Origin of the sequence: Mycolicibacterium wolinskyi (assembly GCF_002101965.1) — a bacterium.
Lineage (GTDB): Bacteria > Actinomycetota > Actinomycetes > Mycobacteriales > Mycobacteriaceae > Mycobacterium > Mycobacterium wolinskyi.
Genome location: NZ_LQQA01000031.1, coordinates 122,960 through 138,291, shown reverse-complemented (window position 1 = coordinate 138,291; position 15,332 = coordinate 122,960). Strand labels below are relative to the sequence as shown.

Annotated in this window: 17 protein-coding genes; 14 read left to right on the top strand and 3 right to left on the bottom strand. The window is 67.5% G+C overall.

Annotated features, from left to right (window positions below):
• The first annotated feature begins 13 nt into the window (after positions 1-13).
• The 7 genes from AWC31_RS28175 (at position 14) to AWC31_RS28145 (ending at position 6,925) form a co-directional block, all read left to right on the top strand.
• Entirely contained in the window at positions 14-601 is a 588-nt protein-coding gene (locus AWC31_RS28175; protein WP_085147815.1) for a histidine phosphatase family protein, read from the top strand.
• Positions 601-1,233 (top strand): TlpA disulfide reductase family protein, encoded by a 633-nt coding sequence (locus tag AWC31_RS28170; RefSeq protein ID WP_085147563.1) that lies wholly within the window; start codon positions 601-603, stop codon positions 1,231-1,233. Before AWC31_RS28175 ends, AWC31_RS28170 begins: the two co-directional genes overlap by 1 nt.
• Positions 1,230-2,003 (top strand): cytochrome c biogenesis CcdA family protein, encoded by a 774-nt coding sequence (locus tag AWC31_RS28165; RefSeq protein ID WP_085147561.1) that lies wholly within the window; start codon positions 1,230-1,232, stop codon positions 2,001-2,003. The genes AWC31_RS28170 and AWC31_RS28165 overlap by 4 nt, the downstream gene beginning before the upstream one ends.
• Positions 2,000-3,631 carry a cytochrome c biogenesis protein ResB gene (gene resB / locus AWC31_RS28160; protein WP_085147559.1) on the top strand — a complete coding sequence of 544 codons (1,632 nt, stop codon included), beginning with the start codon at positions 2,000-2,002 and terminating at the stop codon, positions 3,629-3,631. The genes AWC31_RS28165 and resB overlap by 4 nt, the downstream gene beginning before the upstream one ends.
• Positions 3,628-4,596, top strand: coding sequence for a c-type cytochrome biogenesis protein CcsB (gene ccsB / locus AWC31_RS28155; protein WP_085147557.1), 969 nt, complete (start codon positions 3,628-3,630; stop codon positions 4,594-4,596). The genes resB and ccsB overlap by 4 nt, the downstream gene beginning before the upstream one ends.
• Before the next feature lie 614 nt (positions 4,597-5,210).
• Positions 5,211-5,549 carry a hypothetical protein gene (locus AWC31_RS28150; protein WP_085147555.1) on the top strand — a complete coding sequence of 113 codons (339 nt, stop codon included), beginning with the start codon at positions 5,211-5,213 and terminating at the stop codon, positions 5,547-5,549.
• A 56-nt stretch (positions 5,550-5,605) separates the two neighbouring features.
• On the top strand, positions 5,606-6,925 hold the full coding sequence (locus AWC31_RS28145; RefSeq protein ID WP_085147553.1) for a MinD/ParA family ATP-binding protein: 1,320 nt from the start codon (positions 5,606-5,608) through the stop codon (positions 6,923-6,925).
• A 6-nt stretch (positions 6,926-6,931) separates the two neighbouring features.
• Here the strand turns inward: AWC31_RS28145 and AWC31_RS36970 are convergent, their stop codons facing one another.
• On the bottom strand, positions 6,932-7,096 hold the full coding sequence (locus AWC31_RS36970; protein ID WP_110775305.1) for a hypothetical protein: 165 nt from the start codon (positions 7,094-7,096) through the stop codon (positions 6,932-6,934).
• Between the two features lie 76 nt (positions 7,097-7,172).
• Here AWC31_RS36970 and AWC31_RS28140 point away from each other — a divergent pair, with 76 nt between their 5' ends.
• The 3 genes from AWC31_RS28140 to AWC31_RS28130 all read left to right on the top strand — a co-directional run bounded on the left by AWC31_RS28140 (position 7,173) and on the right by AWC31_RS28130 (position 8,833).
• Positions 7,173-7,454: a DUF4229 domain-containing protein gene (locus AWC31_RS28140; RefSeq protein ID WP_085147551.1), complete on the top strand. Its 282-nt coding sequence runs from the start codon at positions 7,173-7,175 to the stop codon at positions 7,452-7,454.
• Complete coding sequence (locus AWC31_RS28135; protein ID WP_085147549.1) at positions 7,451-8,488, top strand: aminotransferase class V-fold PLP-dependent enzyme; 1,038 nt, start codon at positions 7,451-7,453, stop codon at positions 8,486-8,488. Before AWC31_RS28140 ends, AWC31_RS28135 begins: the two co-directional genes overlap by 4 nt.
• A 96-nt stretch (positions 8,489-8,584) precedes the next feature.
• On the top strand, positions 8,585-8,833 hold the full coding sequence (locus AWC31_RS28130; RefSeq protein WP_085147813.1) for a keratin associated protein: 249 nt from the start codon (positions 8,585-8,587) through the stop codon (positions 8,831-8,833).
• Between the two features lie 10 nt (positions 8,834-8,843).
• Here the strand turns inward: AWC31_RS28130 and AWC31_RS28125 are convergent, their stop codons facing one another.
• Complete coding sequence (locus AWC31_RS28125) at positions 8,844-10,475, bottom strand: GAF domain-containing sensor histidine kinase (protein ID WP_085147547.1); 1,632 nt, start codon at positions 10,473-10,475, stop codon at positions 8,844-8,846.
• Between the two features lie 125 nt (positions 10,476-10,600).
• On the opposite strand from AWC31_RS28125, the gene AWC31_RS28120 reads away from it, so the two are divergent.
• The 3 genes from AWC31_RS28120 (at position 10,601) to AWC31_RS28110 (ending at position 14,251) form a co-directional block, all read left to right on the top strand.
• Positions 10,601-10,960, top strand: coding sequence for a LytR/AlgR family response regulator transcription factor (locus AWC31_RS28120; protein WP_085147811.1), 360 nt, complete (start codon positions 10,601-10,603; stop codon positions 10,958-10,960).
• A 217-nt stretch (positions 10,961-11,177) separates the two neighbouring features.
• On the top strand, positions 11,178-12,218 hold the full coding sequence (locus tag AWC31_RS28115; protein ID WP_085147809.1) for a TAXI family TRAP transporter solute-binding subunit: 1,041 nt from the start codon (positions 11,178-11,180) through the stop codon (positions 12,216-12,218).
• On the top strand, positions 12,215-14,251 hold the full coding sequence (locus AWC31_RS28110) for a TRAP transporter permease (RefSeq protein WP_275082209.1): 2,037 nt from the start codon (positions 12,215-12,217) through the stop codon (positions 14,249-14,251). The genes AWC31_RS28115 and AWC31_RS28110 overlap by 4 nt, the downstream gene beginning before the upstream one ends.
• Here the strand turns inward: AWC31_RS28110 and AWC31_RS28105 are convergent.
• Positions 14,229-14,882: a response regulator gene (locus AWC31_RS28105; protein WP_067849049.1), complete on the bottom strand. Its 654-nt coding sequence runs from the start codon at positions 14,880-14,882 to the stop codon at positions 14,229-14,231. The genes AWC31_RS28110 and AWC31_RS28105 overlap by 23 nt on opposite strands.
• A gap of 233 nt (positions 14,883-15,115) precedes the next feature.
• Here AWC31_RS28105 and AWC31_RS28100 point away from each other — a divergent pair, with 233 nt between their 5' ends.
• On the top strand, positions 15,116-15,331 hold the full coding sequence (locus tag AWC31_RS28100) for a helix-turn-helix domain-containing protein (protein WP_067849046.1): 216 nt from the start codon (positions 15,116-15,118) through the stop codon (positions 15,329-15,331).
• Position 15,332 lies beyond the last annotated feature (1 nt).

Genomic DNA, 15,332 nt, shown 5'->3' with positions numbered 1-15,332 from the left:
GACAGTGCACGTGATGCGGCACGGCGAGGTGCACAACCCCGAGAAGGTGCTCTACGGCCGGCTGCCCGATTACCACCTGTCCGAGCGCGGCCGCGCGCAGGCGCAGGCCACCGCGGACTGGCTGGCCGACCACGACATCGTCTACGTGGTGGCCTCTCCGCTGGAGCGGGCGCAGGAGACGGCGGCGCCGATCGCCGAATGCCACGGTCTGTCGATCGACACCGACGACGACCTCATCGAGTCGTGGAACACGTTCGAGGGCAAGCGCGTATCGCCCGGTGACGGTGCGCTGCGTGACCCGCGCAACTGGCCGCTGCTGCGGAATCCGAGCAAGCCGTCGTGGGGTGAGCCTTATGCCGAGATCGCCCCGCGCATGATGGCCGCGCTGCACCGGGCCCGGCTCAAGGCGGCCGGCCACGAAGCCGTGTGTGTGAGCCATCAGCTTCCGGTCGAGACACTGCGGCGCGCGATGATCGGGCGCAAGCTGGCCCATCTGCCGTTGCCGCACAGCCGGTTGTGCAATCTGGCATCCGTCACGTCGTTCACGTTCGACGGCGACCGCCTGATCCGGTGGGGTTACACGGAGCCCTGGGGAATCTGATGCGTGGGTTTGTCGCCCGGGCGTGCATCGGGGTGTTGGCAGCGCTGCTGGCGCTGCTGACCGGATGCTCGACGGGTGACGACGCGGTCGCCCAGGGCGGCACGTTCGAGTTCGTCGCGCCGGGCGGCAAGACCGACATCTTCTACGACCCGCCCGAAAAGCGCGGTCGCCCAGGGGCATTGACGGGCCCGGATCTGCTGGACCCGACGAAGACCATCTCGCTCGACGATTTCGCGGGCAAGGTGGTCGTGATCAATGTGTGGGGACAATGGTGTGGTCCGTGCCGCACCGAGATCACCGAGCTGCAACAGGTCTATCAGGCAACCCGGTCGGCCGGCGTCGCATTCCTGGGAATCGATGTCCGCGACAACAACCGCGAGGCCGCCGTCGATTTCGTCACCGACCGCAAGGTGACATTCCCGTCGATCTATGACCCGCCGATGCGCACCATGATCGCATTCGGCGGCAAGTACCCGACGACGGTGATCCCGTCGACCGTCGTGCTGGATCGTCAGCACCGCGTCGCGGCGGTGTTCCTGCGCGAGCTGCTGGCCGAGGATCTGCAACCGTTGGTTCTGCGGCTCGCCGCCGAGCCGGCCGAGGCGCCTGCCCCGCAGGAGTCACAGCCATGACCGGATTCGCCGAGATCGCCGCGGCCGGGCCGGTATTGCTGGCCCTCGCCGTGAGCGTGCTGGCCGGCCTGGTTTCCTTCGCGTCGCCGTGTGTGGTGCCGCTCGTCCCCGGCTACCTGTCCTATCTCGCGGCGGTCGTCGGTGTCTCCGAGGACCAACCCGGCCAGGTGGCCGTCAAGACCGCGCGGCTGCGAGTGGCCGGTGCGGCTGCCCTGTTCGTCGCGGGGTTCACGGTCGTCTTCCTGCTCGGCGCGGTCGCGGTACTCGGGATGACCACCACGCTGATCGCCAATCAGCTTCTGCTGCAACGCATCGGCGGCGTCGTCACGATCGTCATGGGGCTGGTCTTCGTCGGCTTCATCCCGGCCCTGCAACGCCAGGCCCGGTTCACGCCACGGCAATTGTCGACCGTCGCGGGCGCCCCGCTGCTCGGTGCGGTGTTCGCGCTCGGCTGGACGCCGTGTCTCGGCCCCACGCTGACGGGCGTGATCGCGGTCGCCTCGGCAACCGACGGTTCCACCGTCGCGCGTGGTGTCGCGCTGGTGCTGGCCTACTGCCTCGGGCTGGGCATACCGTTCGTGCTGCTCGCGCTGGGCTCGGCCCGCGCCGTGCAGGGGCTGGGCTGGTTGCGCCGCCACACCAGGACCATCCAGATCTTCGGCGGCGTCCTGCTGATCCTTGTCGGCACGGCGCTGGTGAGCGGCCTGTGGAATGAGTTCGTGTCCTGGGTGCGCGACGCGTTCGTGTCCGACGTCAGGTTGCCGATATGACCGACGTCTCCCAGCGAACAGACACGCAGGTACCCGAAAATCGGCGCCCAGGGGTACACAAGCGTCTGTTCGCGTTGATGCGGAACACCTGGCGCACGCTCACGTCGATGGGCACCGCGTTGGTGCTGCTGTTCCTGCTCGCCCTCGCGGCCATCCCGGGCGCGCTGCTGCCGCAGCGCAGCCTCAACGAATCCAAGGTCGACGAGTATCTCGCCGCGCATCCGACCATGGGCCCATGGCTGGACCGGCTGCAGGCCTTCGACGTGTTCTCGAGCTTCTGGTTCACCGCGATCTATGTGCTGCTGTTCATCTCGCTCGTCGGCTGCCTGACGCCGCGGCTCATCGAGCACGTCCGCAGCCTGCGGGCCGTTCCGGTCGCGGCGCCGCGCAACCTGCGCCGCCTGCCCAAACACCACGCCGAGCAGGTCGACGGAGATCCGGCAGAGCTCGCGCAGACCATGACACGGCGGTTCAAAGGCTGGCGCACCGTCACCCGCCGACAAGACGAGGTCACCGAAATCTCGGCGGAGAAGGGCTACCTGCGCGAGTTCGGCAACATCGTCTTCCACTTCTCGCTCCTCGGTCTGCTGGTCGCGGTCGCCGCGGGCAAGCTGTTCGGCTACGAGGGCAACGTCATCGTGATCGCCGACGGCGGCCCGGGTTTCTGTACGGCATCGCCGGCCGCGTTCGACTCGTTCCGGGCGGGCAACACCGTCGACGGCACCTCGCTGAACCCGATGTGTTTGCGCGTCAACAACTTCGAAGCGGACTATCTGCCCTCCGGCCAGGCGCTGTCGTTCGCCGCCGACATCGACTACCAGGCCGGCGACGATCTGACCAACAACACGTGGCGGCCCTACCGGCTCGAGGTCAACCACCCCCTCCGCATCGGCGGTGACCGGGTTTACCTGCAGGGCCGCGGCTATGCGCCGTCGTTCACCGTCACCTTCCCGGACGGCCAGACCCGCAGCCAGACGATCCAGTGGCGGCCCGAGGAACAGATCACGTTCCTGTCGTCGGGCGTCGTGCGCATCGACCCGCCCGCAGGCACCTACCCCGATCCCGACGAGCGCCGCAAGAACCAGATCGCGATCCAGGGCCTGTTCGCGCCCACCAAGCAACTCGACGGCACCCTGCTGTCGTCCAGCTTCCCGGCCCTCAACGACCCCGCCGTCGCGGTCGACATCTACCGCGGCGACACCGGCCTGGACACCGGCCGCCCGCAGTCCCTGTTCTCCCTCGACCCCCGGCTGATCGGCCAGAACCGGCTCACCAAAGTGGCCCGGGTCAACCTCGAGGAAGGCCAGGAAACCCGGCTCGACGACGGCACGACCGTCCGCTTCGACGGGGCCAAGCCCTTCGTGAACCTGCAGGTGTCCCACGACCCCGCACAGATCTGGGTGCTGGTGTTCGCGTTGTCGATGATGGCCGGGCTGTTGGTGTCGTTGGTGGTGCGCAGACGCCGAGTCTGGGTTCGGATCGAGCCCAGCGGGGCGGGTACCGTGAGCGTCGAGTTCGGCGGGCTGGCCCGCACCGACAACTCCGGATGGGGTGACGAGTTCGAGCGGTTGACCGAGCGGCTCTTGGAGGGCTGTGAGGTGCCGGCCAAGGAGAAGGCGGATCAGTGAATACCGAGCACATCGACATAGGGCTGGCCAGATACTCCGACTGGGCGTTCACCTCGTCGGTTCTGGTTCTGGTGGGCGGCCTGCTACTACTGGCGGTCGAGTTGGCCTACAGCCGCAGCCGTCGCGCCGAGACGCGTGAACTCGTCGGCGCGACCGTCGGTGCCGACAGTGCCACCCCCGGCGTCGTTCTCGACGAGCCCAAGCGGTCATTCGACGAGCGCATCGGCAAAACCGGTTTGGCGCTGACCTATGTCGGGATCGGCCTGCTGCTCGTGTGCATCGTGCTGCGCGGCCTGGCGACCTCACGCGTGCCGTGGGGCAACATGTACGAGTTCATCAACCTGACCTGCTTCTGCGGGCTGGTTGCAGCCGCCGTCGTGCTGCGCCGCCCGCAGTACCGCACCCTGTGGGTGTTCGTCCTTCTGCCGGTGCTGATCCTGCTGACCGTGTCGGGCCGCTGGCTCTACACGCACGCCGCTCCGGTGATGCCCGCGCTGCAGTCCTACTGGCTGCCGATCCACGTGTCGGTGGTCAGCCTCGGGTCCGGGGTGTTCCTGGTCGCCGGCGTCGCGAGCATCCTGTTCCTCGTCAAGATGTCGCCGCTGGCCGAGCGCGACAACGGCTTCGGCCGGGTGATCCAACGGTTGCCCGACGCCCAGACGCTGGACCGCATCGCGTACCGCACCACCATCTTCGCGTTCCCGGTGTTCGGCTTCGGCGTGATCTTCGGCGCCATCTGGGCCGAGGAAGCGTGGGGACGCTATTGGGGCTGGGACCCCAAGGAGACGGTGTCGTTCATCGCGTGGGTGGTCTACGCCGCCTATCTGCACGCCCGCTCGACCGCAGGCTGGCGTGATCGCAAGGCCGCCTGGATCAACGTCGTGGGCTTCGTCGCGATGGTCTTCAACTTGTTCTTCATCAACCTGGTCACCGTCGGCCTTCATTCGTACGCCGGGGTCGGTTAGGGGCTCGGGGTCCCGCGGTGCGGGTCCCGCGGACGCCGGTTTCCAGGGAAGGTGCCCCCGTGCCCGCCTACTAGCGACATAGTCGCGGAAAGCGCCTCACCGGCCCCCTCAGCACCGGCAGTCTCATACGTCAAATCCCGTGGCCCCCTTCAGTCTCTGTTGTCGCAGTGGCCTCTGCAGTTACGTGCCCGGCTGCGCGCGACATTGTCGCTGTGAAGACCGTGCAACGCATATTCGTTGCCTCATCTGCGGATGCCCGGATGTTCGAACACGTTTGCGTTCGTAGCGTGATGGCGGATTCCACACCGGTTGTCCGCCATCGCGCTTCCCGGGGGCGGCGTCGTCACGTTGATCCGGCAGCTGTGCCGGGTTGCCCTGGACGAATCTGATTCAGCGACATTGTCGCTGTAAGCCGGGCGCGCCGAATCGCGGGACGCAAGTGGCCAGAGGGCCTTGAGTGTCCGCTGTTACTCGCGGCGTGATGCCTGAGTGAATTATGTTGCCCACGAGGCGTTTTCAGCGACTTTGTCGCTGTTAGGCGGGCCGCACGGCACCTGCTTCCTCGTCCGCGCAGGCCTCGCGCACCTGTCGGTACCGCGTGGCATCGTGACGCCATGCCGGACAAATACCTGCTCAGAGGTACCGAATTGCGGTACGTGCTGACCATGCAACTGCTTCAGCATGGGCCTCAATCGGTGGCCGATCTGGTCGAGGCGCTCCGCGAGCAAGGCTTCACCACCAAAGGCAGGCCGTCGAAGACGGTCTCTGACGCTTTGCGGTGGGAGATCGAGCACGGCCGCGTCTACCGGATTCGGTATGGCAAGTACCGGTCGGCGTCGATGCCGCGCTCCACCGAGTACCGGATCGGCAAGCGGGTTCTGGCGCTGCGCGAGTCCGCAGCCCAGCTCAGCGCCAGCAATGCCGACCCGTTCTGGGACGCGCTGGGCGCGTGATGCGGACCGCCCGGAAGTACGTCGGGTGACTGCGCGCCCCGACACGGTGGCGCGCTATGGTCAGGCCCGAGGGTTGTCCGAGCAGAGGGGATTTCGTGTCCGAGTCATCCGAGCACCCGGTGGACGAGTCGACGACCGGACCGGAAACCTCGCCCGCCGAGCCGGCCATCGACGACCAGCCCGTCGCCGAAGCGCCTGCAATCGAACAGCCCGTCGTCCCGTCGGTGTTCGCCCCGGTACCGGGCTTCCGTGGTCAGCAGCGGTTCAGCGATCCCGCCAAGGCCGGTGTCTCGACGCCGCTGCCCGCGGAGTGGACAGCTCCGACACCGCCGCAGGGTATCCCGGTGATCACCCCGCCGCCCGCGCCAACCGCATCACCCGCGCCAACCGCACCACCGGCGCCGCCCATGCCCGCCGCTGGTGACTTCGCCACGCCCTATCGCGATCTCTCCACCACGGCACTGCTCGGTCCGCGCAAGGCTCCGCCGTCGGCCGGCTGGCGGAAATGGCTGTATCTCGCGTCGTTCAAACAGATCAACGTCGGGGAGAGCCCGAAGGTCACTCACCGCAACAGCCTGATCGCGGAGGTCAGCCAGCCGCTGCAGGGTTGCTACCGGATCGCGCTGCTGTCACTCAAGGGTGGCGTCGGCAAGACGACCATCACCGCGACGCTCGGTGCGACGTTCGCGTCGATCCGCGGCGACCGCGTCGTCGCGGTGGACGCCAACCCGGACCGCGGCACGCTGAGCCAGAAGGTGCCGTTGGAGACCGCCGCCACCGTGCGGCACCTGCTGCGCGACGCCGAAGGTATCGAGCGGTACAGCGACGTCCGCGCATACACGTCGCAGGGGCCGAGCCGTCTGGAGGTACTTGCCTCCGAGAGCGATCCGGCGGTGTCGGAGGCGTTCAGTTCCGAGGATTATCTGCACGCCCTTGAGGTACTGGAGCGGTTCTACAGCCTGGTGCTCACCGACTGTGGCACCGGCTTGATGCATTCGGCGATGTCGGCGGTGCTGTCCAAGGCCGATGTGTTAGTGGTGATCAGCTCGGGGTCGGTCGACGGAGCACGCAGCGCCTCAGCAACTCTCGACTGGCTCGACGCGCACGGACATCAGGACCTCGTGCGCAACTCGATCGCGGTGATCAACGCGGTGCGGCCACGGTCGGGCAAGGTCGATCTGGCGAAGGTCGTGGATCACTTCTCGAGGCGTTGCCGCGCGGTCCGTCTGGTGCCTTTCGACCCGCACCTCGAAGAAGGCGCGGAAATCAGCCTGGATCGGCTCAAGCCCAAGACACGTGAAGCGCTCATCGAGTTGGCCGCCGTTGTGGCCAGCGACTTCGGCGGGGCGCGCCGGTCCGCCGGCCCGCGCGGTTAGGCCGCGCTAGGGCCGCGGGTTGTTGTCGCCGTGCCCGAGCCGCCGCAAGAAGTCGGGGTCGTCGTCGGGACCGATGACGCGCGTGCGCGGCTGGTTGCCCGCAACGCGTGCCAGCCGCCAGCCGACGTAGACCACGCAGGCCACCGCAAGAATAAGGAGCAGGTACGCCACTCGAAACCTCCTTGCTCCGAATATACGCGTCGTCGGTAGGCTCGGGTGGGTGTCAGCAAGTCGTCCCGCTTCCCGCATGATTGCCGATGTGCTGGCCTACCTGGTGGCCAGGCTCGTACTCGTGGCGGTGCTGGCCGCAGTGATTTTCGGGGTAGGGCAGCTGTTCATCGAGGACTTCCCGCTCGTGGTGGCGCTGTTGTTCGCTCTGGTGATCGCTCTGCCGTTGGGCATCTGGTTGTTCCGGCCGCTGCGCGAGCGGGCCACCGCCTCGATCGCGGTGTTCGACGAACGCAGGCGCAAGGATCGTGAACAACTGCAGGCCCGGTTGCGCGGCGACGAGCCGCCCGCGCAGCAGTGAGGGAGGCGTTCGGCGCGGAATTCGCGGGCGCCGAAGGTTTTCTGAATTCACCGACCTATGGGCTGCCGCCGCAGTTTCTCGTGGAGGCGCTGCATCGGTGTATCGCCGACTGGCAAGCCGGAACGATGGATGCCGCGTCGTTCGATGAACCGGTTCGGCTCGGGCGCGCCGGGTACGCAGCGCTGGCCGGAGTTCCTGTCGAGTCGGTGACGTTCGCGGGCAACGTGTCGGCCGCGCTGGGACTGGTGGCCGCAGCGGTGCCCGACGGCAGTCGCGTCGCGGTACTCAAAGGGGAATTCACCAGCACCACTTTCCCGTTCGCCGCGCAATCGGCTCGCGGCGTCACCGTCACCGAGCTCGCCCCCGACGAACTCGTCGGCAGCGCCGCCGAATACGACGTGATCGCGGTCAGTCTCGTGCAGTCGGCCACCGGGGCCGTGCTGGATTCCGCGGCATTGCGTGCCGCGGTCACGGGCACCGACACCCTCACTGTGGTCGATGTCACGCAGGCGGTCGGCTGGAAAAACCTGGACATGGCGTGGGCCGACGTCACGGTCGCGGGCGTATACAAATGGCTGCTCGCACCGCGCGGTGCGGCATGGATGTCGTTGAGCGACAGAGTCGCGGCCCGCATGACTCCGCATGCCGCAAACTGGTACGCGGGTGAAGATCCATGGCAATCCATCTACGGTCTGCCGTTGCGGCTGGCACCCGACGCCCGCCGGTTCGACGCGTCGCCGGCGTGGTTCCCGATGCTCGGCGCGGGCCTGACGCTGCCGTGGCTCGCTTCGCTGGACCCGGTCGTGCTCGAGTCCCACACAGTGGGCCTGGCGAACCGGCTGCGGGCCGAGATCGGCTTGCCGCAGCATGATTCGGCGATCGTGTCCCTACCTGTGACGGATGCCGCAGAACGCTTGCAGCGCGCCGGTATTCGGGCCGCCGTACGAGCGGGCGCGGTCCGCGTGGGCTTTCACCTGTACAACACCGAAGACGATCTCGAGCGGCTGCTCGACGCGTTGGGGGATAACCGGTAATCGGCATTGGGTGCCAGCGTTGAGGCTTTTGGCCGCGTGGAGCGCGAGGCTGGAGTTGCTCGAATTGAGCTGGCCGACAAAGGAGTAGTGCTGATCATGAGTAACCGGACACGTATTTCGACGGTGCTGGCCCTCGGTGCGGGTGCGCTGGCCATCGCCGTCGCCCCTGCCGCGCAAGCCGCACCGAGCGGACCGACCTGTACCTCGGCGGTCACCTCGACGCTGTGCCAGTCCAACGGCAACGCGCAGTTCACCGCGACCCCACCGGCCGTCGATTATCAGGCTCAATACCCGTTCTTCGGCGAATACGGTCTGATCTTCCACCACGGTGGCGATCACCGCTGACACCGTGGGGCTAACCACAATTGAGCGGGATCCGGGCGGTGAGCGTGGTGCCGGAGCCGGACGGGCTGGAGATCGTCAGCTGCCCGGACAGCGCTTCGACGCGGTCCTTGAGGCCGATCAGCCCCGATCCGGATCCCGCAGTGGCGCCGCCGATTCCGTCATCGCGGATCGTCAGGTGCAAGGCGTCATCGGTGACGCGGGCAGTGACATCGATGACGGTGGCACGGGCATGTTTGGCGGCGTTGGTGAGCGCCTCGGCCACGACGTAATAGGCTGCGACACCCACGAACTCGGGTACCGGTGCGCCGAGGTCGAGATGAACGTCGACCGCGACGGGGCAGCGCCGGGCCAGGGATCGGATCGCGGGTCCCAGACCACCCTTCGACAAGATCGCCGGGTGGATCCCGCGGGAGAACTCCTGCAGTTCGTCGGATAGCGCAGACAGCCCGGCGGCGAGGCGATTGAGTTGTGCCCGCAGTTCGACCTGCTCCGCCGGCACCGATGCCTCGACCGCACGCAGCGCGAGGCCCAGCGAGATCACCCGCTGTTGGGCCCCGTCGTGCAGGTCGCGCTCGAACCGACGCCGCGCCGCATCGGCGGCATTGACGATCCTGGCGCGCGACGCGGTCAAGGCGGCACGGGTCCGGGCATTGGTCATGGCGGTGCCGACCAGATCGGCGAAGTCACCGACCCGGACCTCGGTGTCGGGTCCGAACGCGCCGGGTTCGGCTGCTCCGACACACAATGCCCCGCCCACCAGCCCGTCGACCATGATCGGGGCGCCTACCGCGGACCGGATGCCGATGTCGCGGATTCGTGCCGCGGTTGCCCCGGTGAGTTCGGCATAGTCGTCGACGCGGGCCGGCAGCCCGGTCGCGGCGATGACAGCGGGGATGCTGTCGCCGTCGAGCGGCAAGCGTTCTCCGATGGTCAGTTTCGGCACACCGTGGGGATCGCGCGAAGCCAGAACCAGCGCGGACCCGTCACCGGGGTACAGCAGCAGCGAAACGTGATCCATGCGCAGCCCGGCGGCGAGCTCGTCGACCGCGGCCGGGTACACCTCGTCGGGCGCCGCCCCTAGCGCCACCAGGGTCGCGACTCGGCGGAGCGCGGCCTGCTGTTCGGCCAGCGCACTCACTTCGGCGTGACTGACGGCGATGAGGTGCTGTGCCTCACGGGCGGTGGCTGCCGCGAGGTCGGCTTCGCGTCTGCGCTCCTCGGCCTCGGCGGCACGCAGCCGCGCCTGCCCGACGAGCACGTTCGTCAGCAGCGCCACCGGCACAAAGATTGCGATGGCCGCGATATCGCGCGCGTGCGTCGGCAGCAGCCCTCCGTGGGTCTCCATGTGGAACCGCACGTACACCAGCGCGCTGGCCACCGACGTCGCCAGTGCCAGGCGCAGGCCCCACCCCGCGGACACCACGAGCACGGCGAGCAGGAACACCGCGCCGAACGTGCTCTCGGGCGCCACCCGGCGCAAGAGGTAGACCAGTACCGTCTCGGCCGCGATCAACACCACCGCGACGACAATGCCGACACTCACCGGCGGAGCCGTCGGACGCAGCACCAGACCGAGCAGGCGCGCGCCCACAGACCGCCGGCGCGGGCCGGGCGGTGGCGGAACAGCACGGGTGTCACTCATCTGACCTCTATGAACGATTCACACAGGCCGATCATGCCCACTGTCCGGGCAAATTCCGGCTAGCGGTAATGAAACGGCGTCCTGTCACTGACACCCTGGAGACATGAGTGGCTTCCGGAGGCGACGTGCGCTGCCTCATCGTCGATGACAGCGCCAATTTCCGGACCGCCGCAAGCGCCATGCTCGGGCGCGGCGGCGTCGATGTCGTCGGGGCGGCCTCCAACAGCGACGAGGCGTTGCGTATGTGTCGCGAGCTGCAACCCGACGTCGTTCTGGTCGATGTCGCACTCGGCCCGGAGAGCGGATTCGATTTGGCCGACGAGCTCGACGGCAGCGGGCTGCCGACGCCGCCTGCGGTGATCCTGATCTCGACATACGCCGAACAGGATCTGCACGAGATGATCGCGTGCAGCCCAGCCGTCGGATTCGTTCCCAAGTTCGCGCTGTCGGTCGCGGCGATCGAGTACCTGTTGGCGCGGTGTTGACCTGAAGCCCTGCCAGGTTTGTGAATCCTGCTAGGAAACAACGGGTTCGGAGTTGAAGTCGTCTCGAACCCGGCCGGCGTGGTCCGCCGAAACACGTGATTGTGCGAGAAATGTCGGCCCAAGGCGCTCATTTTGTTCCGCGACGACGTCGATCGGGGCCATGATCGGCACACGACCGGCAGGCGGCGACGGCGCCGCTGATCTGAAGGGGAGCAGAATGGGAAACAACGCCAGCGCATCATTCACCACGCCGACGGCCGCCAAGCTGGGCGTCGCACTTGGCGCAATGGTGTTGGTACTGGCCGGTTGTGGTGGTCAGCGCAGCGACGACAACGGGGCCGCCGCGTCGGAGCCGACATCGTGTGAGGTCACCACGGATGCCCGGCTCAGTATCGCGACCGGCAACACCACGGGCGTCTACTACACCCTCGGCGGCGCCTATGCCGAAGCGATCAGTCAGCAGACCGACGGCAAACTCAAGGCGACCGCAGCCGAGACGTCGGCTTCGCTGCAGAACATTCAGCAACTCGTCGCGGGCACGCATCAGATCGCGTTCTCGCTCGCCGACACTGCGGCCGATGCCGTCAACGGCACGGCATCCTTCACCGAGAAGCAGCCGATCGCCGCGCTCACCCGCTTGTATCCCAATTACACCCAGGTCATCGCGCGCACCGACGCCGGCATCAACACGATCGCCGACATGCGCGGCAAGCGCGTCTCCACCGGGGCACCCAACTCGGGCACCGAGGTGATCGCCAATCGCATGCTCGAGGCGGCCGGTCTCAACCCGGCCGGCGACGTCGCCGCGCAGCGCACCGAACTCGGCAAGACCGTCGAGGGCATGAAAGACGGCTCCATCGATGCGATGTTCTGGTCCGGCGGCCTGCCCACCAGTGGCATCACCGACCTGTTCGTCAGCCGCCGCGATCAGGTGAAGTTCATCGACGTCACCGACACGCTGCCCAAGCTTCAGGAGATCAACTCGATCTACGAGCAGGGCGTGATCCCGGCCAGCACCTATCAGACTCCGGCGGACGTGCCGACCGTCGTGGTGCCCAATGTGCTTCTGGTCAAAGACGATATGGACGGCAACACCGCGTGTGTGCTGACCAAGGCGCTGTTCGAGCACAAGGACGATCTGGTCAAGGCCAACAAGGCCGCCGACAACATCGCGCTCGACACTGCTCGTGAGACCAGCCCGGTGCCGTTGCATCCGGGCGCCCAGAAGGCGCTCGACGAGCTCGGTGCGACAAATTGACCGTGGCAGAACGGGATACGCGGGAACCTGACGTCACGGCGTCGGCGGCATACGAGGACGAGAAGCCCGCGCGACGGTTGACCGGTTGGGTCGGGCACGCCGTGGCCGCGGGCTGCGTGCTGCTCGGACTGTTCGCGGCCGTGCAGGTGTTCTTCCCACTCGCGCAGGGCAACCAGTTCTCGCTGATCGTGTTCCTGGCGGCGGTGCTGCCACTGACGTTGCTGTGTTACCGCTCGGGGGTGCGGTTGCGTCGGCGGTCGCGCGATGACGCGGCACCGCAGGACCAGTCCGACAACCCGACGCCGGTGGACTGGTTGCTTGCCGCGGTGGCGTTGGTGGCCTGCCTGTATCCGGTGTTGCCGTTCGAGATCGCCGGTGCCGGCGGGGGTTTCGATGAGTTCCTGAGCAGGCAGGGCACCCCCGCCGCGCTCGACGTGATTGTCGGGTCGATCGTGTTGCTGCTCGTGCTGGAGGCGTGCCGGCGCACCACCGGGGCCGCACTGCCGATCGTGTGTCTGCTCGCGCTCGCCTACGCCTACTACGGGGGATATCTGCCGCAGGGCGCGGCGATCGCCCACGCAGGCGTCGACTGGGACCAGATCATCAGTGCGTCGTTCATCCAGGCAACCGGCATCTATGGGGTGCCGCTGGACGTCGCGGCCACCTACATCGTGCTGTTCACCATCTACGGTGCGGTGCTCGACGCGTCGGGGGCCAGCAAGTTCTTCATCGACCTGTCGTTCGCCGCGTTCCGCCGATCGCGAGCCGCCCCGGGCCGCACCGTCACGCTGGCCGGGTTTCTCCTGGGAAGTGTGTCCGGGTCGGGCACCGCGACCACCGTCAGCCTCGGCTCGGTCTGCTGGCCGGTGCTGCAGAAGGCCGGTTACCCGAAGGAGAACGCGGGCGGCATGCTGGCCGCCGCGGGCATCGGCGCAATCCTGTCGCCGCCGACCCTTGGCGCGGCGGCGTTCATCATCGCCGAGTACCTCGGGGTGTCCTACCTGACCGTGCTGCTGTGGGCCGTGTTGCCGACGATCCTCTACTACCTCGGCATCCTGCTCGCCGTCGAGATCGACGCGCGGCGCTACGGTACGCGCGATGTCGAGGTCAGTGCCGCATCAAGCCTGCGTCTACTCGGCAGATTCGGTTACCACCTGATCTCGCTCGTGCTGATCGTGGTGTTCCTCGCGATGGACATCTCGGCGGTCCGTGCCGTCGTGTACGCGACGCTGATCCAGATCGTCCTGTCGTACCTGGATCGCGAACACCGGCTCACCCCGGCCCGGCTGTACACGGCGCTGGCGACTGGAGTGCGGGGCGTGCTCTCGGTCGCGGCCGTGTGCGCTGCCGCCGGCGTCATCGCGGCGATGATCACCCGCACCGGCCTCGGCCTGCAGCTGAACTCGATCCTCGTCAACACCGCCCGATTCATCAGTGAAAACCCAACGGCGGTACTGATTTTCACGGCCCTGTTCGCCGCCGTTGCGGTGTCGATCCTCGGGTTGGCCGTGCCGGTGACGGCGTCGTTCGTCATCAGCTGGGTCATCGTCGGTCCGGCGCTGCAGGATCTCGGTGTCGCCGCGCCCGCCGCGGCCATGTTCGTCTTCTATTTCGCGGTGCTGTCCGAGGTGACGCCACCGACCGCGCTCGCCGCCGTCGCAGCATCGGCGATCACCGGCGGCCGGGTGATCGCCACGATGATGCAGACCTGGAAGTACACGCTGCCTGCGTTCTTGGTGCCATTCGCGTTCGTGCTGACCGACAACGGTGAGGGGCTGCTCGGGCTGCGGTCGTTCGGTGACATGGTGTGGACCGGGGCGGTCGCCGCGCTGGCCGTTGCCGCGCTCGCGGTGTTGACGGGCGGGTGGATGATCCGTCAGGCCGGGTGGCCCGAGCGGATCCTGTGTGCGCCGGCGGCGGCGCTGCTGCTCTACCTGCATCCGGTGACGATCGCAGTGGGAGCGGGGCTCCTGGTCGTGGCGCTGGTCCTGCACCTCGTGTTGCGGCGGGCTAGCGCGCTTCCAGATACGTGATCACCGCGCGCACCCGGCGGTGATCGTCGGCCTCTTCGTTCAGATTCAGCTTGGTCAGGATGCTGCGGACATGCTTTTCCACGGTGCCCTCGGTGACCCACAGGCGGCGGGCGATGCCGGCGTTCGACCGGCCCTCGGCCATCAGCACCAGCACTTCGTGCTCGCGGGCGCTCAGCGCGGCCAATGGGTCGTCGCGGCGCCGAGCCGACACGAGCTCGGACACCAGGGCCGGGTCCACCACCGAGGCGCCCTTGGCGATCCGCTCGAGGGTCTCCACGAAATCGCCGACGTCGGTGACGCGTGTCTTGAGCAGGTAGCCGATGCCGTGGCCGCTGGCGAGCAGTTCGGTCGCGTGCTCGACTTCGACGTGGGCCGAGAGCACCAGGATTCCGGTGTCGGGCGACTCGGTGCGGATGACCTTGGCCGCGTCGAGGCCCTCGGTGGTGTGCGTGGGGGGCATCCGGATGTCGACGACCGCGAGTTGCGGTGCATGATCACGCACGAGCGCAAGCAGTTCCGTCGCGTCGGCCGCCTGCCCGACGACCTCGAACCCAGATCGGTCGAGCAGGCTGGCAAGCCCTTCACGCAGAAGTACGTCGTCGTCGGCAACGACGACTCGCAGCGCACTCATCACGGTCCTTCCCGCGCCGGTTCGCCCGGTTTATCCCAGGCCGACCCATCATTCCGCATCTGCGTAAAAAACGGCGAGTGAGGGCGGTTGGGTCGGTGTAGCGGGCACCGTTCCCTCGCGAGCAGACGCGTGGGTACCCGTAAAACGTCGTCTGCGGGTACCCACGCGTCTGCTCGGCAGGGCGACGGACATCCGCTGTCAAGGTTTCTTGACACGCGAGGTACGTTGACAACGTGAGTGAAATCGATGCACTGATCACCGACGGGGTCAGCAGCTCGGATCCCGCCGTCGGATTACGCGCGGTGCGGGCGCTGCAGCGGTTGCAGGAGCGGTTGGAGGCCATCCACGTCGCGAATGCGCGCGAACAGGGCTGGAGCTGGCAGGCGATCGCCGATGCGCTCGAGGTCAGCCGCCAGGCCGTGCATCAGAAACACAACCGGAGGAAGTGAC